This window comes from Nonlabens marinus S1-08, from assembly GCF_000831385.1.
Lineage (GTDB): Bacteria > Bacteroidota > Bacteroidia > Flavobacteriales > Flavobacteriaceae > Nonlabens > Nonlabens marinus.
This window is the reverse complement of record NZ_AP014548.1, coordinates 205,392-228,231: the sequence shown is the minus strand read 5'-3', so window position 1 is coordinate 228,231 and position 22,840 is coordinate 205,392. Positions and strand designations below refer to the sequence as shown.

Sequence of the window (22,840 nt, the reverse complement as noted above, 5' to 3'; positions counted from 1 at the left end):
AGTTCTTTAAGGTTTCTTTAGGACTTATGCGGTTAAGGAGCTTTATTTGTAGGTATAAACCTCCATTATGTTTCAAAAATTACTCCCTCTTATTATTCTATTTTTTTCCATAAGTCATATGGTTCAAGGTCAAGAATTATGGGTGCAATCCTCCAAAGGAGCCTTATCTAAAATTCCAGTAGAACAACGCAAGATCATTCCTGAAGAATTTGAGACATACAATCTAGATATAGCACAACTTTCAACCAAGTTAGAAAATGCAGTCGATCGTTTTAGCGGTGGTGCTTCTATAGCCATTAATTTCCCGGTAGGAGGTAATGAATTTGAAAGTTTTGAGGTCTTCAACGCTGGGTCGATGGAAAAGGCGTTAGAAGAAAAGTACCCTAATATTCGGTCTTATTACGGGTACAGCTCAGATAACACCTTGAATAAAATTTATTTTACAATAACACCTAAAGGATTTCATGGTCTCATACGTGGGGAACGTATAGTACATATGGATCCCTATGCATCAAGTGCAAAGAATTCAATCATGGTATATGATCGCAAGGATTTGAAAAGGGATGCTCAAGAACTATTTGAATGTGAAACGCAGGATTCAGGTTTGAACGTTGAGCCACTAGCTAACCCTAATAATATCGCCAAAGCTTTTGAAGACTTGACTTTTCATACCTATCGTATGGCCATTTCTGCAACTTCAGAGTATACTGCCTATCATAACGATAATGACGCTAGTAACGGTGACGCCTACTCTGATGCTTTATCAGGAATTGTGATTACGCTGGCTCGCGTTAATTCTGTTTTTGAACAAGAGATATCCATCCGTTTTACACTTGTGGGGAATAACGACTTATTAATCTACCATCTAGGGAGGAATAAGAACAATCGATCTGAAAATTTTGATAATTTCAGTGCTAATCAAATGATAGGTGCTAATACCGGAGAAATAAATGCAGTGATAGGATCTGGTGCCTATGATATTGGACATATATTTTCTACTGGTGGTGGTGGGGTGGCTTCTAATTCTAGATGTTCGAATACTACCAAAGGACGAGGCGTAACGGGTATCGTTACACCGGAATTTGATCCTTTTGATATTGACTATGTTTCACATGAGATTGGACACCAGTTTGGGGCCAGTCATACTTTTTATAATGGTTGTTTTGGTGGAAGTCCATCTCCACAACCTTTTGAAACTGGAAGTGCCTCTACAATTATGGGGTATGCAGGAATCTGTGCTCCTAATGTGCAGGATAACTCAGATGCTTATTTTCATCTCATCAGCTTGTTTGAAATGCAGGGACAATTAGCTAACGATGCGTGCGATGTTGAAACCAATTTAAAGCCACTAAACGATACAGCTCCTAACTCTGTTTCTTTTACAGAAACGACTATCCCCAAAAGTACTCCTTTCAAATTAATTGGTAGTAGTACCACGGCCCCTGATTCAGGGGAGCAGTACACTTATAATTGGGAGCAATTAGATACTGGGACTGCAGCGCAAACTGGGGCCACACAACCTCCGGTAGCTACTAATTCCACGGGTCCAATGTTTCGTTCTAAATTCGCTACGATAGATCCTACTAGGTATTTCCCCAATCTTCCTGATCTAGCTAATGGGATTGACCCTAAATGGGAAACCTTACCATCTGTGGAGAGATCCATGCGATTCTTTTGTACCATCAGAGATAACAATCCCAATGGAGGACAGACTTCCTATGGTGGTGTTACTTTAACGGTGGGAGCTGCTGGCCCGCTGACAGTCTCAAATCCGGCAAACAATATTTGGTATGCCGGCTCTTCGGAAACAATTACATGGCAAGTGAATGGGACAGGAACGGCAACCTATTCTGAAAATGTTAACATAAAGCTTTCTACCGATGGCGGATTGACTTACCCAATCACTTTGTTAGCAAATACAAGTAATGATGGAAGCGCTGCTATTACTGTACCTACTGGTGTATTATCTACCAAGGCGAGAATCATGGTCGAAGCTTCGAACAACTATTTTTTTAACATCAACTCTGGTAATTTTGAAATCAAGGCGGCAACCTTTGAGATAGCTACTGTGAGCACACTTTTGGCATCCTGTTCCCCTAGCGACACGACTCTGGTATTCGATTATGATGCCGCTCCTGGATTTACAGAGTTGGCTGTATTTACAGCACAAGATCTACCTTCTGGTATTTCCGCTGCGTTTGATCAAAATAATGTGTCCACAGACGCTACAGCTATCATGACCATTTCAAATACGTCCACTGTTGCTCCAGGTGCTTATCCTTTCAAACTAGTGGTGACCACCGCTAGCGCAACTGTTGAAAAGGAGCTGACTTTAAAGATATTCAATAATTCGATTGGTGAAGTTCAGCTTACTTCACCGGTAAATGGTGCTCAAAATCAGGTTTCTAATCCAATACTGAGCTGGGAAGATCTGGGTAGTGCAGCTACTTATATAGTACAGATTTCTTTGAATCCAGATTTTTCTACAATTACGGAAACGATAAATGTAGGCAACGCTACTAGTTATCAACCTACTAACTTATTGCCTGGTCAAATTTACTATTGGAGTGTCAAACCTTTCAATGATTGCATTGCTGGTGAATTCACGACTGTATATGCTTTTCAAACTGCACAAGAAGTTTGTAAGTCTTATGCAAATGCGACTTTTTTTAATGAAAATAGCACCCAGAATGATCAATGGGCAACTAACTCTAATAATGCAGTTAGCGCATATATTAATATTCCAGATGATATTGAAGTAACGGATGTAAGCTTTTCAATGAAAGCAACGCATAGCGATACTGGAGATCTTAAAATGCAATTTAGGGCACCATCTGGAACCTTCAGCGAGGTTTACAATAGAGAATGTGCTGCGGGTAGGAATATTGACGTAACCGTTACGGATAATGCTACTCAAGCCTTTGGGTGTGATCCTGGATATACTGGGGCTCTAATGGGAGACGTTCTCCCAGGACAAGCATTCACTAGATTTCACGGTCAAAGTGCAAAGGGGCAATGGGAATTATTAGTAACTGATAGAGAGGCAGATTCTAATGGCGGTACCTTCGAACTATTCAAAATTAACGTTTGCGGTCGATTGCAATACGTGAATGAATTCAATAGCACAGTCAATTCATTGACAGCTGGGTTTGATCAAAGTACCACGGTTGATGCTTCTAATCTTAATATCACTCAAACAGGAACTGCTACTAATGCCTTAATATATGTAATCACAAAAGTTCCTGTTTATGGAACTATTCAGCTTAATGGTATTGATCTCACCATGGGAGATACCTTTACTCAAGCAGACATCGATTCAGGAAGCATTGCTTATCAACATACATCTACTCAATTGATCTATACAGATCAAATGACTTATGTGGTAAAAGGAGTAGATGGTACTTTGTCCACTGCCACTTCATTGCCTATTGCAATCGATACACCTGTCTTAATTTATAACAATGGCTGGACGCCATTCGCACCGTCATCAGACACTGAAACTTTAGTTGCGAGAGTAGTAAGTGGTTCCCCATCTATTACAACAGCTGCAAGTGTATTGGACTTAGAGGTTTCTTCAGGTCAATCCATTTCAATACAATCTCCTTTGACCGTCAAGGGTAATATGAATATCGCTGGAGAATTAACCACAACTGGTTCTGGTACTATCGAGTTTCAATCTACAACTGCACAAACCATTCAAGGGGGTGGTTCTATTGCTATTAATGATCTATTTTTAAACAATACGGTAGGTGTCAGCTTACAGTCTGAAGTTACAGTTCATAATGTCTTATACCCTAATAACTCAATTCTCACAACAAATGGGAATTTGGTTTTTAACAGTGACGCGAGTGGTACGGCACAATTAGCTAACGCAGAGAATGCTACCATCAACGGTGCGGTAACTGTAGAGCGATATATTCCTGCACGACGAGCTTATAGATTACTTTCCTCGCCGGTTACTTCAACTGGAAGCATTTATGAGAATTGGCAAGAAAATGGAGTTTATACAGCAGGCCTAGGGACTCATATCACAGGTTCAAAAACTGGAGCAAACGGTTTTGATGCTACGGCTACAGGAAATGCTTCACTTTATTTATTTGATAACAATAACTATCAATGGATAAAGACTCCTAATACAGATACAGATGTACTTACTGCAGGAACTGGTTATAGATTGTTAGTACGTGGGGATCGATCTACTGACCTTACTATCAATACACCTGCGCCTACCCCTACAGTCCTGCGCGCCATGGGAACATTGAGTACAGGTAATTTCGATGCATCCTTTACTACAGCAGATCAGGAATTTGCGCTATTAGGCAATCCATATCAAGCAAACATCGACGGGAAGCAGTTGATCAATGCAACAACAACCCTAGGAATCTCTCAGACCTTTCTATATGTGTGGGATCCTAACTTGAATGAGCGTGGAGGGTATGTGACTTTAGACATGGATACCGAGAATGGAACTCCTACACCATCTGCCAGTGTGGCAAATAAATACATCCAGCCTGGTCAAGCCTTTTTCGTTAAGACTACTGGACCTTCTTCCATACGTTTTGTAGAACAGTTCAAAGCAGTAGAAACGGCATCCTTAGCTGTATTCAGCACAACAGAAACCCGTCCTGAAATAAAAGTATCCATAAGCAACTCCCTACAGTCTAATATGGATGAGGTACGAATTGTTTTCAGTGATTCCTATGAGAATGAAGTGACTGATGCAGATGCGACTAAATTCTACAATCAGGATGAAACCTTAGCTACTTCAAATGGGGGTACATTATTGAGTGTAGAAAAGCGAAAGTTGCCACTGGAGTCTGACGTAATCCCATTGCATATGGATCAATTGCGCTATATGGAATACACCTTAGGCATCCTGATTGAAGACCGCATGAATTTGAATCCTATACTCATAGATCAATTTGAGAACACTCAAATGGAGCTTTCGGATTCCAACACCAGCATTGATTTTACCATTACTGAAGATCCCGCCTCTCGTGCTAAGGATCGATTCCTTATCACGTTTGATAAATCTACCTTAGGTACGACCAACGCTCAAATAAGCGGTTGGGACTTGTATCCTAATCCCGCTAAAAATCACGAATTTACTATTGCTAACTATAACGCAACAGGGAGTGTCATGCAATTGCAATTGATCAATACCTTAGGGCAGCTGGTCTTTAAAAAGGAATATAGCTTTAATGGATTGCAACAGGTTCAGTTGGATCCCAACATCGCTGCTGGGGTGTATATGCTACAAATAGAAGCTTCTGGTAGAAGTCAGACCTTCCGATTGATTGTAGAGTAACTATTTCAACTATAGATTTTGCAAACGGCGACCTCTTAAAAAGGGTCGCTGTTTTGTTATGGATTTCTAGAGTATTTCGCTTTCGCGAAAGCGAACTCACACACATTACCCTGCCAGTAGTAGGGGCAATCCCATGAAATTCGGGATTATGCCACCTCAAAACCAAATTATTTATTAAAGTGTTGAACATAAAGTGATAAAATTTCAGTTTAAGCCCTTCCAGTCGTATTTTTGAAATTGATAAACTTGAAAAGATAATGACAGATAAAGCGATATTAGAAATTGACGGGAAGAAGTTTGAATTTCCTGTAATTACTGGAACTGAAAATGAACGAGCAATAGACATCAAAACCCTTAGGGGCGTGACGGATGGTGTGGTAACCATTGATCCAGGATATAAGAATACGGGAAGTTGTGAGAGTGCCATCACGTTCCTAGATGGCGAAAATGGGATTCTAAGGTATCGTGGATATTCTATAGAGGAATTAGCTGAAAAAGCAAACTTTCTAGAAGTAGCCTACTTGTTAATTTTTGGTGAACTACCTACAACATCTCAATTAGAAAAGTTTCATAACGACATAAAAGCACAATCTCATGTAGATGAGGACGTGAAGAGAATTCTAGATGGTTTCCCTAAGTCTGCTCATCCTATGGGCGTTTTGTCTTCTCTAACTAGTGCGTTGATTGCTTTCAACCCATCTTCAGTTAATGTAGAGAGTGAGGAAGATATGTACAAAGCTATTGTGAAGATTCTGGGTAAATTCCCGGTTTTGGTCGGATGGACTTTACGTAAGAAAACAGGTCAACCATTAGATTATGGGGACGACAATCTAGGCTATGTAGAGAACATTTTGAAAATGATGTTCAAAAAGCCAAACTCTGAATACAAGCAGAACCCTACGCTAGTAGATGCTCTTGATAAATTATTGATCCTTCATGCAGACCATGAGCAGAACTGTTCTACCAGTACCGTCCGCATTGTAGGTTCTTCACATGCAGGTCTTTTTGCTAGCTTAAGTGCTGGTATAAATGCATTATGGGGACCACTTCATGGTGGTGCTAACCAGGCAGTTTTAGAAATGCTAGAAGCTATCAAGGAAGATGGTGGAGATACTAAAAAATACATGGGTAAGGCAAAGGATAAGTTAGATCCTTTCCGCTTGATGGGCTTCGGTCACCGTGTTTACAAAAATTTTGACCCAAGAGCTAAGATCATCAAAAAGTCAGCTGATGAGGTTCTAGGTGACTTAGGAGTAGAAGATCCTATTCTTGATATCGCAAAAGGATTAGAGAAAGAAGCTTTGGAAGATTCTTATTTCGTAGACCGTAAATTGTACCCTAACGTTGATTTCTATTCTGGAATCATTTACAGAGCCATGAACATTCCAACTGAAATGTTTACCGTAATGTTCGCACTAGGTAGACTGCCAGGATGGATCGCACAATGGAAAGAAATGCGTGAGAACAAAGAGCCTATAGGTCGTCCACGTCAAATCTATACAGGAGAAACGCACAGACCATTCAAGCCAGTTTCTGAGCGATAGAAACAAATCATAAATTTTATAAACCCAAGCCAGCCGGCTTGGGTTTTCTATTCACGGTTTTTTGATAAAATGATGGAAAAGGCTACAAAACGGGACTGTAATACAAACCCAACTAGGTATTTTTGCAGCATGAAAAAGTTGGATTTACACGTACAAAACGAGACCTCTCGATTAAGGGCTGTAGTACTGGGCACAGCGCGCAGCAATGGGCCAGTTCCAGATTTAAAGGACGCCTATGACCCTAAGTCTCGCGAGCACATTATTGCGGGAACCTATCCTAAGAATGAGGATATGGTGGTAGAAATGGAAGCATTAGCAGCTGTCTTTGAGAAATATCAAGTAGAAGTTTTTAGACCAAAGCAAATTGAAGATTGCAACCAGATATTTACTCGTGACATTGGTTTTGTTATAGACGACATTTTTGTCAAAGCGAATATTTTACCGGACCGTGAGGAAGAACTAGAAGCCATAAAATATATGCTCGATCAAGTGGATCCAGAAAAAGTGATACGACCGCCAGAGGAGGTTCACATTGAAGGCGGTGATGTGATGTTATACAACGATTACATCTTTGTGGGTACCTACCGCGGTGAGGACTATGCAGATTATATTATAGCTCGAACTAACGTGGAAGGTGTGGAATGGGTGAAAAAAACTTTCCCTCATAAAAAAGTAGTGTCTTTCAATTTACGAAAAGACAATTTAGATCCCTACAACAATGCATTACACTTAGATTGCTGCTTCCAGCCTGTAGGCGTTGATAAATGCATCATCTATAAAGGTGGCTTTTTACAAGAAGAGGAATACCAGTTCTTAGTAGACCTCTTTGGAAAAGAGAACTGTTTTGAAATTACTCAGCAAGAAATGTATGAGATGAATTCAAATATTTTCTCCATAGCGCCAGACGTGGTTGTATCTGAGCGCAACTTTACCCGTTTAAACACCTGGTTGCGCAGCCATGGCATCACTGTGGAAGAAGTTCCTTATGCAGAGATCGCAAAACAAGAAGGCCTCCTACGCTGTTCCACTTTACCCTTAATACGAGATTAATGAAACAAATTACTGATACCATATTGATGGTACGCCCAGTGCAGTTCCGTTTGAATGAGGAGACTGCTGTGAATAATTACTACCAGGATCAACAGTTCCAAAAAGAAATAGAAAACGCCACTGCAAATACAAAAGCGCAGGAAGAGTTTGACGCTTTCGCGAAAGCGTTACAAGACAAAGGCATCGAGGTCATTATCGTCAACGACGATGACAAGCATGATACTCCTGACTCCATATTTCCAAACAACTGGCTATCCACCCATGAAAATGGAACTGCCGTTTTATACCCCATGTTTGCTGAAAATAGAAGGCTAGAACGCCGCCCAGAAGTTCTAGATACCCTAGAACAGCATGGTTTTGTAATCAAAGATATCATGGATTACACCGCTGCGGAAGTTCAAGGGATTTATCTAGAAGGCACCGGAAGTTTATTGCTGGATCGAGCTAATGAAAAAGCCTATTGCAGCATTTCTCCAAGAGCAGATGAAGAGCTGCTTATCGAGTTCTGTGAAGATTTTGAATATACGCCTGTACTATTCACAGCTTACCAGACCGTTGGTGAGGCGAGATTACCTATTTACCATACTAATGTGATGATGGCGCTAGGCGAGGAGTATGCAGTGATTTGTCTGGATGCCATAGACAGCAAGGCAGAAGTCAAAGCCGTTCTCAAACACCTGAAGGAGTCAGGAAAAGAAGTGATCAACATTACGGAAGCTCAAGTAGAATCCTACGCAGGTAATATGATGCAGTTGCATAACAAGCAAGGGGAGAAGTTACTGGTTATGAGCGATCAGGCCTACCAATCCTTAACACCTGCCCAAATCAAGAAATTAGAAAAGTACAACGAGATCCTACATCCAGATATCAAAACCATAGAAACTCTAGGTGGCGGTAGCGTGCGATGCATGATGGCTGAGGTGTTTTTGCCCAAATCCTAACTCAACCGGTAATACTTTCAATAACTTGAAATGGGAAGTGATGATAGGTTATTTCCCATTCGCAATATGCTTAATCATACCCGCAAAAATAAAGTAGTGAAACGGCAGCATGCTGTACCAGTATAAACGACCCCACAAACCTCGCGGTCTAAAGGTGGCGGTTTGATGGATGACATCGTCTTCATCAATCTGAAACTCTAGCCAGGCCTCGCCAGGAACTCTCATTTCAGCAAATAGCAGGAGTCGTTTTTCTTTTTTATCGGCTACTAAAACGCGCCAAAAATCAAGGGAATCACCAGAGTAGATCTTGTCCTGATTGGTTCGTCCTCGTCTCAAGCCTACACCTCCAAAAAGTTTGTCAACGTACCCACGTATTTTCCATAGAAAATCGGCATAGTAATATCCATTGCGTCCACCTATGGACCAGATACGGTTGAGTGCTTCTTCAGGATTTTCCGTTTTTCGGGTCTGTGCATCTCGCAAGCAGCCATACTTCGGTACTTGCTTGAATTTATTGATGTTGTATCTAAACCTACCGCTTACCATACTGTCTTTCCAACTGCTGGCCACGTTGTTTTGTTCAATTTTGGCGAAAGCCATATCCAAGGCTTCTTTATAACTATAAAGTTGGATGCCTAGATCCTCCGCTAGGGAATTTTTTCTTGCAATCACTTCTACTGACATGCTGTTAACTAGATTTCTAGCTAACTTGTATGAGGTGCTGGTCACAAAATACAACCAGTAGGAACTTAATTTTGGCGTCATTACAGGCACTGTGAGCATGGTCAAGTGCAGATTCCTATTCTCTGAATATTGCTGCATCATTTGCTTGTAGGTGAGTACGTTAAGCCCTCCTATATCATAGGATTGGTTCAAACATTCCTCGCGCCCCAGCACTCCTATTAAAAAGCTCATGACGTTGCGAATGGCGATGGGATGTGTTTTTGTATTTACCCATTTAGGGGTAATCATGACGGGTAATTTCTCGCACAGATCCCGAATAATTTCAAAGGAAGAGCTGCCGCTGCCTACAATGATACCAGCTCTTAAAACGGTAGTGGGAATGGAACTAGCACTTAATATTTCTTCTACTCGCTTTCGCGAAAGCAAATGTTTGCTCAACACATCTTGGTTTACAATTCCAGACAAATAAATAATTTGCTGGCAGGAAGTGTGCGCGATTTGTCTTAAAAAATTGGTAGCACTGTCTGCTTCCATCTGGTCAAAGCTGTCCGTACTGCTGGTCATCGAGTGAATCAGGTAATACGCCACATCTATATCAGCTGGAATAGGGTTCTTATCTGGTACATCAAGAAAATCAATTTCTATGATTTCGATTTGTTCCCGTACCTCCTCAGGTACGGACAAACGACTTGCGCTGCGTACCGCACAAACCACTTCATGATCTTCCTTTAGTAATTCATAGAGCAGTCGAACTCCTATATAACCATTCGCACCTGTAAGCAATACCTTCATGTTCTAAAGATAGGCGGTAGCGATGTGTTCAAGCAACACGGTGGTGTTAAAACAAAACTGCCGATTCAAAGAATCGGCAGTTTATGGTTTTTGAGGTGAAGGCGTTTATTCCTTCTTTTCAGAAATACCACGGCGGTTATCGCTCGTGTTTCTATCAATTAATTTATTGAATGGGTCGATACCTACCTCTACTGGCTTTTCATTAACTGAAATCTTGAAATCATTATTGATCTGGTCGATTCTCAGCTTCTGAACGTACAGCACCTTAGGCATTCCTGTTTCTTCCTCATCAGCTCCAAAAACACCCACCTCTATATAATCTGCTAGCGGTAAGGATTTGATGGCTTTCTTTTTGCCTTCTGGAGTGAAGGTGATGCTGTCGTTTGCTACATTTGTATAAATCGATTTCCCTTTAGCGTCAGATCGGTATTTAGAAACCAGCGCATTGATGTCAACTTCATAGAGATCATCACTCTTTTCAGTGTAGCTCGCATCCTTGACTTTGTTATCATACAAAGTGATAGTTTCAAACATATCGCGAATTAAATACTGCAAACTGTCTGGAGTTACCGCCCTGATGTCTGAAACAAACTCAGTGGCAACTGGATAAGGAGCTCCTTGGAATTGATATTTCTCGGCAAATCTTTTAGCTACATCGTTGAATTTCTTCTCACCTATGTAATCGCTCATGGCATAAAGTACAAGAGATCCTTTTTGATAATGAATGTATTGCTGATTCTCATTATACATCAACGGGTTTTCACCTATGCTCTCTACCGTTCTTCCTAACAGGTAACCGTCTAGGGCATCCTTTAAGAAGGTTCGCATTTGGTATTTGCCGTAGGTCTTCTCCAATACTTTCAACGAACTGTACTCAGACATACTTTCGGAAAGTAAAGTTGCACCTTTTGCATTTGCTCCTATGACTTGGTGTGCCCACCATTGGTGAGCCAGCTCATGAGCGGTAATGCTGAATGGATAGTTGACGTTATCGTTTGCTTCATCATCTACATCTGCAATGAAACCTATAGCTTCACTGAATGGAATGGTGTTAGGGAATGCCTGTGCAAATCCTCCACCAGATCTTGGGAACTCGATAATTCGAGCTTGACGGTGCTGGTAAGGCGTGTAATTAGCATTGTAATAATCCAATCCTTTCTTGAGTCCGTTCATCATACGATCCACATTGTAATCATGCTCTGGATGGTAGTAGATTTCTAATGCTACACCTTCATGCTCGTCCCGCAAGACTTTATAACGACCACTTAAAAAGGCATAGAAATTCAGCATTTTAGAATCCATTTTATAATGGAAATACCTGCGTCCATCTTCTTCCCATTCTTTGATCAAGTATCCTGGCGCAATGGCAATCTGGTCTGGCGATGTGCTCACGGTCGCTTCAAAATCAATCCAGTGTGCATTAGGACCTAAGTAGTTACGATCTCGAGCTCCCGGTGCATCTGGTGCTGGTAAACGGTCCTTAGGTGGTAAGTCATATTTCAAACGTACTTGAGTGTCACGCAACTCACCTTGCTCATTGTATCCTATAGCTGGGAAAATCCCATTATTGATAAAGGTTCCATTATCTAGAACTGGGGAGTTGTTTTGTAATAGACTATTCGGTTCGTTCTCCGTAGTAAAAGAAAATTGAAGGGTATCACCTGGCATCAACGGTTTTTCGAATTGATACATGCGGTAATTGTAATCCTCATTGTCATAAACAACTTCAGACATTCGATCCATGTTAATGCTGGTAGGACGATCGGGTACATTGACATGTAAAGTGTCAATAGGCTCGTTGGAGCGATTCACCATCGTGTATGTAGCACCTGCTTTAAAATCGCGAGTCTCTGGAAAAATATCCATGTAGGTATTGATCGCAACCGTAATAGGCTGTGGAATATTTGCAAACTTGCCTAATTCCTTCTCATAGTTCACTTGCAATTCCTCTCGTTCCTTACCAGACATTTGCTCATCCAGGACGTTATTGAGATACCAGAAATAGCTTCCTAGACCTAAGAATACGACTAACGAAATTGCGATAGTTGCAGTAATGGTTGTGGTGGTTCTCGCTTTCGCGAAAGCGAACCGCTCTTTCGTACTGCTGCCCATCCCACGTCTGTAAAACAATACGGCTAGGGCAAATAAGGCAATTCCAAAAGCAATCCAATACACCCGATACGCATAGAAGGACGGCAACGAAAACCCGTAGCCGTTCATATCACTAGGTGATGGGGAGCTGCCTCCCTGATTGAATATAAATTGTCCTTGATCCACACCTATGGCACTCATCAATAAAGGCACTCCTATAGCAAATACTAACAATACCAATAATCCTAACCATTTGTTTTTGATGAGGGTGTGCACTAAAAGTGTCAATAAAATCCACGGTATGAAATTCCAAGAGTTGATCACATACAAGTCAAATAAATACAGCGGGATCTCAAAATCAAAGAAGCCATTATAGGCTTGAATAATCATACCACTGATCATGACAATCACAAGCAAGGTCAAGGTCATCATTGCCAAGGCAATGAACTTGGAAATTAGCACCGTCCAGTTTTGGGTAGGTGTCGCATCAATCATTTGCTTTAAATGTGCCGTATTTGCTCGATCCATAATCAAGCCTCCATACAAGAAGATTAATAAATAAATAAACAAGCTGAATAAACCTGTCACAATACTTAACATGAGCCAGGTTTTAGGTAAAATCCCGGTTCCGTAAATTTCTCCAGAAACTAGCATGGTCACTAAGGAAAATGCAAATGCGACAACGACAATAATGATAAACGGCCAGCCCGTGATGATATATTTTAAATCAGATTTGGCCAGAATCCAAGAGGTTTTCAACTGTCCTCTCCATGAAAAGTCAGTCGTAACTTTAGGCATTACTATGGATTGAATCGTACCAAAATTCCGTTTAGTAGCCCGCTGTGGTTTGGTACGAAATAATTTGAAACTCGCAGGATTCTGCGAGAAATTAAAACGTATTAATACTAAGACAAAAACTATTAAAGAAATACCCAGCCAGATCAAGCGGTTGTACAATAATGTACCTTCTATAGGTATGAGCTGCGTGCTTTGCTCTTCTGGAGTCCAGTAACGTATCTGATTGTAAGTTGCCGCGTCGCCTGTAGGTTCTAGCAGTTCTACCCAGTAGGTATCTTCCATAGAATCCATACCAGAACCAACCGTGAACTGAGCAATGATCATTACCAACACCACCATAAAGCCTATGTTGATATTTCTTACAAACGCTGTGATGGAGAATACGATGATCCCGTAGAAAAACACGTTAGGAATGATATACACCAGGAAAGGTTGCAAATAATTCATGATGTCAAAGGGACCCACTAAATACTCATTTGCTCCTGGTAAATAAAAGCCTATGGTCAAACCTAATAGGCTGGCAATAATCACGCATAAGGTGACCGTCATACCAGCGCTAAACTTGGCTAGTAAATAAGTGATCTTAGTTAATGGGTAGGAATACAGCACGTTGTGCATGTTGTTATCAAAATCCCGCTGAATGGTTCCACCCATGATGGAAGGAATCAACAAATAGGTAAGTAGGGCAAAAAAGCCTATCATTCCATAAATTCCCACCGCACTATTCAATTCAATAGAAGCAGTTACCGTGACGTTGTCGCTGTCAAAGACACCTACCGCAATGGCAGATAGGAGCATGGCTAGAACAAAAAGAGCCCCAGAATATATGTAGAACAAGGGTTTCTTAAACCAGGTCTTGATCTCGTGTAGATAAATTGTTGAGAACATAATTATACGGTTTCTGGTTGTGCGATGTATTGATCTTCACTTAATGTGGTGAAGTACACATCTTCCAGTGTAGGCGTGTTTGCTGTAAATTGTTCACTAGGCGATACGTCGGCAAGTACGCGTACTTTAAGATTGTTGTCCTCATCAAAACTGGAGGAAATCACATTGTACTCTTTTTGCAAGGCTTCAATATTCTCGCGAGCGACCACTGTCGTCCAGATCTTGCCTTGAAGTCCAGCGACTAATTCTTTAGGAGTAGCGTGCGCTAGAATGCGGCCGCCATTTAAAATCGCCATGTCTGTACATAATTCTTTCACATCATCCACAATGTGAGTGGAAAAGATCACGATGTGATTGGTTCCTATCTCACGCAGGACATTTAGAAAACGATGACGCTCGGCTGGATCCAGTCCTGCAGTAGGTTCATCAACAATGATTAGTTTAGGATCGTTCAATAACAATTGCGCGATCCCAAAACGCTGCTTCATACCACCCGAATAACCGGCTACATGTTTATGTTTAACCTCAGAAAGATTAGTGACTTCCAGCGCTTTTTCAACAATGGCGTTACGTTCTGCCTTATTGGTGATTCCTTTAAGACTGGCGAAATAATGTAATAACTCTTCCGCACTCATTTTAGGATATACCCCAAACTCTTGAGGCAAATACCCCAGCGTCTTGCGAAATTCTATTTTCTCTTCCAACACATTCAAGTTTTCTAAATGGATCTCACCACTATCTGGCGATTGCAAGGTGGCTATAGTGCGCATCAAAGAAGATTTACCAGCACCGTTAGGTCCTAATAAACCAAACATTCCATTATGAATATCAATGGTTACTCCATCAAGTGCCTTAACCCCATTATCATAGGTCTTGGAAACATTTTTCAAACTAAGTATCATGTAGTCGGATTTTCTATTTTCAGATTAGTGAGTATAAGCCCTTAAACGTTACAGAAATGCTAAAGAAATCGGCGGCACTTGCTGTAATTTCCTTTATTGCTTTTAAGAGATCCATGGTTGGAGGAGCTCGCTTTCGCGAAAGCGAACATTTGACAAGGACATAAACAAATTATCTGTTGTCATCATAGCTTCTAAAATCTTGCTATGTTTGAGCCATGGCAGTATTATTCCTCTACTTTATGTTCCTCACACTTGTGTCTGTAGGAGTAGGTGCGTTCGCCTCTAGAATTTTTACTAGGAAGAGTTTGTTCCTATTAGACATCGTATGGATGGGTATGGCAAGCATCGCATTGTGTGCTGGTGTGTGGTCATTTTTCGGGTCTTTGAACTATGTTTTCAGTACAATCATTAGTATAGTTGCTTTGATCTCTATGGCTTTTGTTCCCTATACACGGCAGTTGATATGGAGTATAATCGTTTTCTTTTTAAACCTCCCCAAACTACAAAAGATGGGGATTATACTGATTACTCTACTGATTTTAGCTTTCGGGACTTTATCGGGTTATGTATTGGATAATGATAGCTATTACATTCAGACTATCAAATGGCTAGATACCTATGCACTAGTTCCTGGGATTGCGAACTGGCATTTGTTCCTAGCTCAACAAAGCGGGTTTCATGTCCTAGAAGCCGCTCTTAACTTCGATTTTTTTAATATTTCTTTCAATGATACTGGGTTGTTTCTAACTCTGGTCATGGTGTTTTGGTCCATCCTACCAGCGGTTATCGAGGAATCCACGGTCCAAAAGGCATATCGCAATTTGATGGTTTTAGTGCTGTCTGTACTATTGCTTTTAGGCACAGCTCCATCGCCTGATGTGCCTGTTATTTTGATCCATTATTATGTGATCTATAAGTTCCTGTTTCCCGTAGCAGAAAAACAATCAGAAAATTTACTGATTAGTATTGCTCTGGTAAGTCTTGCGTGTTATTTCAAAATGACAGCTATATACCTGACTGTTTTTCCTGTCTTTCTATTTATCAAAGGATTTAAAAGCAATTGGAAATCTGCAGGAAAATTGGCGGTCTTTCCATTTGCATTTCTTGTAGTTATAATCATCAAGAATGGAATCGCTAGTGGCTATCCTTTATTTCCATTGACTTTTGTTTCATTGAATGTAGACTGGATTCTACCGTTAGAAATGGCTCAATTTTATACTGCAGCTACGGAAGCCCAAGCTTACGGTATTGCAGTAGCCGATTTACAATCACTAGGTGCCTGGGAGCGAATGGTCATCTGGCTGACTCAAGATGGAGTTGAAGGTTGGATAAATATTTTCATAGGATTGGTTATTGTAAGTAGTTCAATCGCAACTTTAGTTTTTTTCAAGAAGTCAAGGCTTAGAACAGTTTTTATTGTGTTCCTGTTATTCTCTATCACCTTGTTTTTGACATCGCCGCAAGCTCGATTTTTCTTGCCACTGCTTTTTCCTGCTCTGATTCTGTTAGGAATTTACTCTATACCTGTATTAAGAAAACGAAGTTACAAGATCGCAGTAGTGGGTATCATTGCGAGTAGTTCTATGTTAATCGTACCGTCAGTCGTTGCGCTTCTTACAGATAATCCACGGATGAAGCAAGTGCCTACTTTTTCAATCGATCATATGATCTACCCGGGAGCAGCATCTCGTTTTGGAACCGCTTTTGCGAAAGCGAACATCAACAACATCACATATAACAACCCAGAAAGTGCCGATTTCTTCTACGGTAGCTATGACATTCCTCTACCAGCTGCCCAGCCAGAATACTTTGAATATTTTAGAACCTACTTTATGGTGTCGCCAGAATATAGAGGCGATTCTCCTCAACAGGGGTTCCGTGCCATTAGAAACTAAAGGTCATCCACATAGGTAAAACCTTGATCGCTTTTAAGCTGGGAGATTTTGTCCATGAATTTGTGAATACTTTTTTTATTTGCCAGGATCTTGACAAAGTAGTTGTCACGATAGAGGCTGTACTCTTCCGCACGACCTTTGTAGAGGGTAAGCTTATAAAAAGGAATTGGCAATGCATAGGTTTCTAGTAAAGACCTGAACCGGATGATGATGCCTTTTTCCCGCAATTCAATGTTGCAGGTATTTTTATTGATATCCAGAATCATCAAATTATAAATCTGTATGCTGCAATCTGTAATCTGGAGTTGAGGTGAGCCAGAACCTTTCAGCTTCCAGCGCTCCTTAAGCGTGAGCATCGGGCCTACTTCCAGCTTGATTTTGCGTTCGATTTCGCGATTGTTATAAGAGACGTTGTACAGCATAGGCTAAAGTTACAAACTTAGTCTGCAGGCACGCTCAAGCCTTTCAATATCCGTATATTTGTGCGCTCAAAATTGACCTATGGGATTACTGAAAAATCTGGAGCAGACCACGATTGACATTGTGGAATCCATCTATGATGTACGGTTGGAGAATGTAGATATTTCGTTAACGCGCAAAGATCAATCTGGTGATTTTACCGTGATGGTTTTTCCTATGTTACGTCATATCAAAGGGAATCCTGCTGCGATAGGTCAGCAAATAGGAGATCAATTGCTTCTAGAAAGCGATATGGTTATTGAGGTTGAAGTGATCAAAGGCTTTTTAAACTTGACACTTTCTCAGGCTGCGTTTTTGAAAGAGTTCAATGTGATGCTAGAAAACGAACAGTTTGGCAAAACAACGGTTAAAGATAACCAGCCTGGAGCCATGGTCGAATTTAGCTCACCTAATACTAATAAACCTCTGCACCTGGGGCATATCCGTAATATCGTGTTGGGATACTCCATGGCTCAAATCATTGAAGCTACTGGTAAAGAGGTAGTGAAAACCCAAATCATCAACGATCGTGGGATTCACATTTGTAAATCCATGCTTGCATGGTTGAAATATGGTGAAGGTGTCACTCCACAATCTCGCGAAGTAAAAGGAGACAAGCTTGTAGGAGATTATTACGTCAAGTTTGATCAAGAGTACAAAAAGGAAATTGCAGCGCTGCAAGCTGAAGGAATGACTGAGGAGGAAGCTAAAAAACAAGCGCCATCTATACTGGAAGCTCAAGAAATGCTACGCAAATGGGAACAAGGTGATGAGGAAACCGTACGTCTATGGAAAATGATGAACGGCTGGGTATATGCAGGTTTTGATACCACTTACAGAGATCTGGGAGTTCATTTTGACAGCTTGTACTATGAGAGTGACACCTATCTACTAGGTAAAGATGTTATAGCTCACGGTTTGAACTCAGGTGTGTTTTACAAAAAAGACGATGGATCTGTCTGGATTGACTTGACGGAAGATGGCCTGGATGAAAAGATCGTATTGCGATCTGATGGTACGGCCGTCTACATGACTCAGGATATAGGAACCGCTGTACAACGCGTTCGTGATCACGACATCGATAGCATGGTGTACACCGTTGGAAACGAACAAGATTACCACTTTAAGGTGTTGTTTTTGATTCTTCAAAAACTTGGCTATGCATGGGCAAAAAATCTGTACCATTTGAGCTACGGTATGATTGAGTTGCCGTCAGGTAAAATGAAATCTCGCGAGGGAACCGTGGTAGATGCAGATGATATGATCCAAGAGATGACGGACACTGCTAGAGAAATTGCCCAAGAGCAAGGTAAACTGGAGGGATTGAGCACTAATGAAAAAGAAGAACTTTACCGAATGATCGGTTTGGGGGCTTTGAAGTATTTCATGCTTAAAATAGACCCTAAGAAGAGTATGGTTTTTGACCCTAAAGAATCTGTGGATTTCCAAGGAAATACAGGACCTTTTATTCAATACGCTCATGCGCGTATCCAGTCCATTCTCAAAAAGGCAGATTTTAATAGCTCAGATTTGAACGCCGCTCAAGATCTCACATTGACTGATAAAGATGTTGCGGTGATCAAGTTACTGCAGCAATATCCAGAAACTGTGGAGTCTGCAGCACGCAATTACAGTCCGGCATTGGTTGCAAATTATCTATTTGAACTGGTCAAAGAATTCAACAGCTTCTATCAAAATGTTCCAAAGATTGTAGAAGAGCAAAATGAAGACTTAAAGCATTTCCGATTGTTGTTGTGTTACAAGACGGCGCGAGTGATCAAGAGTGGTTTTGGACTGCTAGGGATTGAGGTTCCAGATCAGATGTAGTTATGGGGGAAGTAGTTCGCTTTCGCGAAAGCTGACTTCAATCCATACCTGAAGTAGAAATTAGGTTACTTAGTAAGAGCGTCTAATTTCTTAGCAACTTCATCTGCTTGAGCATAAGCAGCATCGCTAGCGGCACGGTCTGTAGTGGAAAGTCTGTGGTAGTCAGACATGAGTTTTTTATATTGCTCTTGTAACTTTTCTGCTTCTGACTTTTTCTTGAATAATCCGAACATTTTTTTAGGTTAGGTCGATGAGGATGTTGATTCTTTACTGAATCTCCACGCGATTATTCTACTTTCCTTGTTTCCTGTTTGCATCGGGATCACTTGAACTTCCGCTTTTAATTTCTTTGCTTGTTTCTCTAGTTTAGAAACGCTTTGTTTTTGCGAAATCAAACTTGTGAACCAGCCCACTTGATCTTTGAACTTTACAGATTCTTTGATCAGTCGTTTTACAAATAAGGCTTCACCACCGTTACACCACAATTCGTGAGACATTCCAGAAAAATTGCGGCCATTTTCAGTAGTGCCTAGCTTTCGCTGTTTTTTTAGATTAGCCTTGTCGGCCTCTTCCTTACTGGTATAAAAAGGCGGATTGCACATCGTGAAATCAAACTGCTCGCCTTCCTGAATAACTCCTTCCAAGATGTTGGAGCGGTCTTCCTGCAACCGTATTTCAATGTTTGGGTTTTTAAGCGTATTGTCTTTCGCGGAAGCGATACTATCTGCGTCAACATCACTACCTACCATTTTATAATCATAAATGGCGTTTCCTAGGATGGGATAAATGGCACTTGCTCCACAGCCTATATCCAGGCCAGTTTTAGAACCTTTACCTACCAGGTCTGCAATATGATGAATGTAATCAGCACGGCCCGGGATGGGTGGATAAAGCGTATTTTCTGGTAATTTCCAGTATTTGACTCCATAATGGTGTTTAAGCAGTGCGGTGTTGAATTCTAAAATAGAAGTCGCCTGACTAAAATCGATGCTTATGGCGCCTGTAGGTGTCGTGACTAAATGCTGCTCTAGCGCTGGATGCGCGGCTACCAGTTTAGGAAAGTCGTAGCCGTATCTATGTATGTTTCTTATATGCACGTTGCAAAGATAGAGTTTATGGAGTTTGAACTTGAATTTGAACTCGAACTTGAAAAAACACAGTGTTTTTGAAGTCCTCATGAACTGATACCAAAAAAAAACAAACGAAGAGATTTCTTGATTGCAAGAGGTGTTCCTCAAAGGAACTGAGACGTCACTAGTTATGTTCAAATCTGATTGCGAGCAAAAAAGGATCGTCTTCCCTGGGAGGGAAGATAAGAGATGGGTGTTTTCTTGAACTCGAACTCGAACTCGAACTCGAACTCGAACTCGAACTCGAACTCGAACTTGAAAAATCAAAATCCAAATCAAAAAAAAATGGCTTTTCACTAAATAGTCAATCAGGAATTCTCAAGAATCAAGATTTGCGAGACAAATCAATAATTAGTACTACGTTCTAGCAGGATAGCTCATAAATTCAGGTTTAGCTTCCGCTGTATGAAAGGATTATCTTTGCAAAAAATTACGGTTGATGAAAACCTTTGAGGAACTACAATTAAAAACACCGCTCAAGAATGGATTGGACGATCTAGGATTCCAGACCATGACGCCTATACAAGAGGAAGCTTTTCCGGCAATTCTATCAGGTAGGGACATGATTGGGATTGCGCAGACCGGTACTGGTAAGACCTTAGGGTATATGTTGCCGTTACTGCATGAGTTGAAATACAGCGAGAGCCCAGATCCACGTATTTTAGTTTTAGTACCTACACGAGAATTGGTCGTTCAAGTGGTGGAGCAGATAGACGCTTACGCGAAATATATTAATGTCCGAATTCTAGGGATCTATGGAGGGGTTAACATAAATACCCAAAAGAGAGAATTAGGTGAGGGCTGTGACATTGTGGTGGCAACACCAGGAAGATTATACGACCTTATTATAGCACAATCTGTAAAACTGAAGTTTTGCAAAAAGATTGTGATTGATGAGGTAGATGTGATGCTCGACTTAGGATTCCGCTTTCAGCTGAACAATATTTTTGACCACTTGCCTTCAAAGCGGCAGAATGTAATGTTCTCTGCCACCATGACGGATGATATCGAGGAATTTATTGTCGCTTACTTTTTCAATCCTTTAAAGGTGAGTATCGCAGTGTCAGGAACACCACTAGAAAACATCGAGCAATCCAGTTATCCAGTAGAAAACTTTTATACTAAGGCTAATTTATTAATGCACTTACTCTCTGACAAAGAGGAGTATTCCAAGGTAGTGGTATTTGTTCCAAACAAAAAAAGTGCAGACCGCTTACAAGAGGTGATGGCCCCACATTATGGTAAGGAGATCGCTGTGATTCATTCCAATAAAACACAAAATTACCGCCTGCGTAGTATTGAATTATTTGACAGCGGGCAGTGTCGTATATTGATAGCGACTGATGTTATGGCGCGTGGTTTAGATTTATCTAAGGTATCGCATGTAATCAACATGGATGTCCCTCGCTATGCAGAAAACTACATGCACCGCATAGGTAGAACGGGTAGGGCAGAGGAAAAAGGGAAGTCTATTTTGTTTTTTACTGAGCAGGAAGCAACCCTTAAAAAGGATATTGAAGATTTGATGGATCGTAAGATTGATGTGATCGATTTTCCAGAAGTAGTGGAAGTCTCCAGCCAAAAAACGCCTGAAGAAAGTCCTATCAAACGCGAGCATCACAATCCGCATGCGGTAATTGAAGATGAGCGTGGCGATTCCTTTCATGAGAAAAAAGATAAGAATAAGAAAGAAAATCTAGGTGGTAGTTACCGCAGAGAAATTGCCAAAAAGTATAAGAAACCTAAGACTCGCGGTGATAAGAATTATAACAAGCGCAACAAAAAATAAAAATTAAACCATCTGTTTTAAAAATGGTCTAGTATTTGAATTACCCATCATAATCAATAACAAAAATGGCTGACTTGCTTATCTTGCGGCCTTTAAAATCTTTAAAATGAAAAAAGTACTTTTATTATTATTTCTAGTAGCAGGAACAGCAATGGCTCAAACAGGCTTCGTACAATATGAAGCAATCCTTGCCAGCATGTCAGAAGTGGAGCCTATCCGTAAGGAATTAGGAGATCTTTCAGAGAAACTACGTGCAGAGTTGGATAAAGCAGAAGCTAATTCAGCTCAAAAAATGCAAGACCTTCAATACCGTGCTGCAAAACCAAATGTTACTGCTGAAGAGAAGCAACAACTAGCTCAACAAGCAGCTGCACTTCAAGCGGAATATCAAAACGCAGCAAAATCAGCTGAGCTTCAACTAGGAGCAAAAGAAAACGACTTGATGAAACCTATTCTTTTGAAATTGAACGAAGCTGTTCAAGCAGTAGCTAAAGAAAAAGGATTGAAACTTGTGGTTAATGCTACTCAAGTTGTTTATTCTGAGCCAGGTGCTAATATTTCTATTGACGTTGCAAAACGTTTAGGTATCAAGATCGATGCTGAAGGAAAGCCAACAGGCAACTAAGAAAATCACAACAATTACTACAAACCCAACTCGAGAGAGTTGGGTTTTTTGTTTGGATGCCATTAAGAAACTATACGAGCATTGAATAGGAATCTAAATTTCGCTTTCGCGAAAGCG

General features: G+C 40.8%; 14 protein-coding genes. 8 read left to right on the top strand and 6 right to left on the bottom strand.

Translation table 11 applies throughout. The features are described from left to right. Positions 1–67: 67 nt before the first annotated feature. From NMS_RS01015 to ctlX, 4 genes are all read left to right on the top strand, one after another. Positions 68–5,308: a reprolysin-like metallopeptidase gene (locus NMS_RS01015; RefSeq protein WP_041494952.1), complete on the top strand. Its 5,241-nt coding sequence runs from the start codon at positions 68–70 to the stop codon at positions 5,306–5,308. Between the two features lie 257 nt (positions 5,309–5,565). Beyond that, positions 5,566–6,852 (top strand): citrate synthase, encoded by a 1,287-nt coding sequence (locus NMS_RS01010; protein ID WP_041494951.1) that lies wholly within the window; start codon positions 5,566–5,568, stop codon positions 6,850–6,852. Between the two features lie 129 nt (positions 6,853–6,981). After that, positions 6,982–7,902, top strand: coding sequence for a dimethylarginine dimethylaminohydrolase family protein (locus tag NMS_RS01005; protein ID WP_041494950.1), 921 nt, complete (start codon positions 6,982–6,984; stop codon positions 7,900–7,902). Then, positions 7,902–8,843, top strand: coding sequence for a citrulline utilization hydrolase CtlX (gene ctlX / locus NMS_RS01000; RefSeq protein ID WP_041494949.1), 942 nt, complete (start codon positions 7,902–7,904; stop codon positions 8,841–8,843). Before NMS_RS01005 ends, ctlX begins: the two co-directional genes overlap by 1 nt. Positions 8,844–8,891: 48 nt before the next feature. Here the strand turns inward: ctlX and NMS_RS00995 are convergent, their stop codons facing one another. The 3 genes from NMS_RS00995 to NMS_RS00985 all read right to left on the bottom strand — a co-directional run bounded on the left by NMS_RS00995 (position 8,892) and on the right by NMS_RS00985 (position 14,998). Beyond that, on the bottom strand, positions 8,892–10,319 hold the full coding sequence (locus tag NMS_RS00995; protein ID WP_041494948.1) for an SDR family oxidoreductase: 1,428 nt from the start codon (positions 10,317–10,319) through the stop codon (positions 8,892–8,894). 105 nt (positions 10,320–10,424) lie between these two features. Beyond that, positions 10,425–14,096: a M1 family aminopeptidase gene (locus NMS_RS00990; RefSeq protein ID WP_041494947.1), complete on the bottom strand. Its 3,672-nt coding sequence runs from the start codon at positions 14,094–14,096 to the stop codon at positions 10,425–10,427. 2 nt (positions 14,097–14,098) lie between these two features. After that, positions 14,099–14,998, bottom strand: a complete 900-nt coding sequence (locus NMS_RS00985) for an ABC transporter ATP-binding protein (RefSeq protein ID WP_041494946.1) — start codon at positions 14,996–14,998, stop codon at positions 14,099–14,101. A 215-nt stretch (positions 14,999–15,213) separates the two neighbouring features. On the opposite strand from NMS_RS00985, the gene NMS_RS00980 reads away from it, so the two are divergent. Beyond that, positions 15,214–16,893, top strand: coding sequence for an LIC_10190 family membrane protein (locus tag NMS_RS00980; RefSeq protein ID WP_148311316.1), 1,680 nt, complete (start codon positions 15,214–15,216; stop codon positions 16,891–16,893). Here the strand turns inward: NMS_RS00980 and NMS_RS00975 are convergent. After that, positions 16,890–17,315 carry a hypothetical protein gene (locus NMS_RS00975; protein WP_041494944.1) on the bottom strand — a complete coding sequence of 142 codons (426 nt, stop codon included), beginning with the start codon at positions 17,313–17,315 and terminating at the stop codon, positions 16,890–16,892. The two genes, NMS_RS00980 and NMS_RS00975, sit on opposite strands and share 4 nt — an antisense overlap. Before the next feature lie 79 nt (positions 17,316–17,394). On the opposite strand from NMS_RS00975, the gene argS reads away from it, so the two are divergent. After that, positions 17,395–19,179 carry an arginine--tRNA ligase gene (gene argS / locus NMS_RS00970; protein WP_041494943.1) on the top strand — a complete coding sequence of 595 codons (1,785 nt, stop codon included), beginning with the start codon at positions 17,395–17,397 and terminating at the stop codon, positions 19,177–19,179. Between the two features lie 65 nt (positions 19,180–19,244). Here the strand turns inward: argS and NMS_RS13795 are convergent, their stop codons facing one another. Next, positions 19,245–19,412, bottom strand: coding sequence for a Lacal_2735 family protein (locus tag NMS_RS13795; protein WP_041494942.1), 168 nt, complete (start codon positions 19,410–19,412; stop codon positions 19,245–19,247). 9 nt (positions 19,413–19,421) lie between these two features. After that, entirely contained in the window at positions 19,422–20,276 is an 855-nt protein-coding gene (rlmF, locus tag NMS_RS00960) for a 23S rRNA (adenine(1618)-N(6))-methyltransferase RlmF (protein ID WP_041494941.1), read from the bottom strand. A gap of 472 nt (positions 20,277–20,748) precedes the next feature. Here rlmF and NMS_RS00955 point away from each other — a divergent pair, with 472 nt between their 5' ends. Both NMS_RS00955 and NMS_RS13360 read left to right on the top strand, forming a co-directional pair. Then, on the top strand, positions 20,749–22,098 hold the full coding sequence (locus tag NMS_RS00955; RefSeq protein ID WP_041494940.1) for a DEAD/DEAH box helicase: 1,350 nt from the start codon (positions 20,749–20,751) through the stop codon (positions 22,096–22,098). A 106-nt stretch (positions 22,099–22,204) separates the two neighbouring features. Then, the gene (locus tag NMS_RS13360; protein WP_052476630.1) at positions 22,205–22,723 is read left to right on the top strand and encodes an OmpH family outer membrane protein; all 519 of its coding nucleotides are present in this window, start codon (positions 22,205–22,207) and stop codon (positions 22,721–22,723) included. Positions 22,724–22,840: the final 117 nt, after the last annotated feature.

What these genes read in the sequence shown, in the direction of transcription:
- NMS_RS00990 (WP_041494947.1), bottom strand. Translation starts at nt 14,096, where the DNA reads ATGTTCTCAACAATTTATCTACACGAGATCAAGACCTGGTTTAAGAAA.
- NMS_RS13795 (WP_041494942.1), bottom strand. Translation starts at nt 19,412, where the DNA reads ATGTTCGGATTATTCAAGAAAAAGTCAGAAGCAGAAAAGTTACAAGAG.
- NMS_RS00980 (WP_148311316.1), top strand. Translation starts at nt 15,214, where the DNA reads ATGGCAGTATTATTCCTCTACTTTATGTTCCTCACACTTGTGTCTGTA.
- ctlX (WP_041494949.1), top strand. Translation starts at nt 7,902, where the DNA reads ATGAAACAAATTACTGATACCATATTGATGGTACGCCCAGTGCAGTTC.
- NMS_RS01015 (WP_041494952.1), top strand. Translation starts at nt 68, where the DNA reads ATGTTTCAAAAATTACTCCCTCTTATTATTCTATTTTTTTCCATAAGT.
- argS (WP_041494943.1), top strand. Translation starts at nt 17,395, where the DNA reads ATGGGATTACTGAAAAATCTGGAGCAGACCACGATTGACATTGTGGAA.
- NMS_RS00975 (WP_041494944.1), bottom strand. Translation starts at nt 17,315, where the DNA reads ATGCTGTACAACGTCTCTTATAACAATCGCGAAATCGAACGCAAAATC.
- NMS_RS00985 (WP_041494946.1), bottom strand. Translation starts at nt 14,998, where the DNA reads ATGATACTTAGTTTGAAAAATGTTTCCAAGACCTATGATAATGGGGTT.
- NMS_RS00995 (WP_041494948.1), bottom strand. Translation starts at nt 10,319, where the DNA reads ATGAAGGTATTGCTTACAGGTGCGAATGGTTATATAGGAGTTCGACTG.
- NMS_RS13360 (WP_052476630.1), top strand. Translation starts at nt 22,205, where the DNA reads ATGAAAAAAGTACTTTTATTATTATTTCTAGTAGCAGGAACAGCAATG.
- NMS_RS01005 (WP_041494950.1), top strand. Translation starts at nt 6,982, where the DNA reads ATGAAAAAGTTGGATTTACACGTACAAAACGAGACCTCTCGATTAAGG.
- NMS_RS00955 (WP_041494940.1), top strand. Translation starts at nt 20,749, where the DNA reads ATGAAAACCTTTGAGGAACTACAATTAAAAACACCGCTCAAGAATGGA.
- NMS_RS01010 (WP_041494951.1), top strand. Translation starts at nt 5,566, where the DNA reads ATGACAGATAAAGCGATATTAGAAATTGACGGGAAGAAGTTTGAATTT.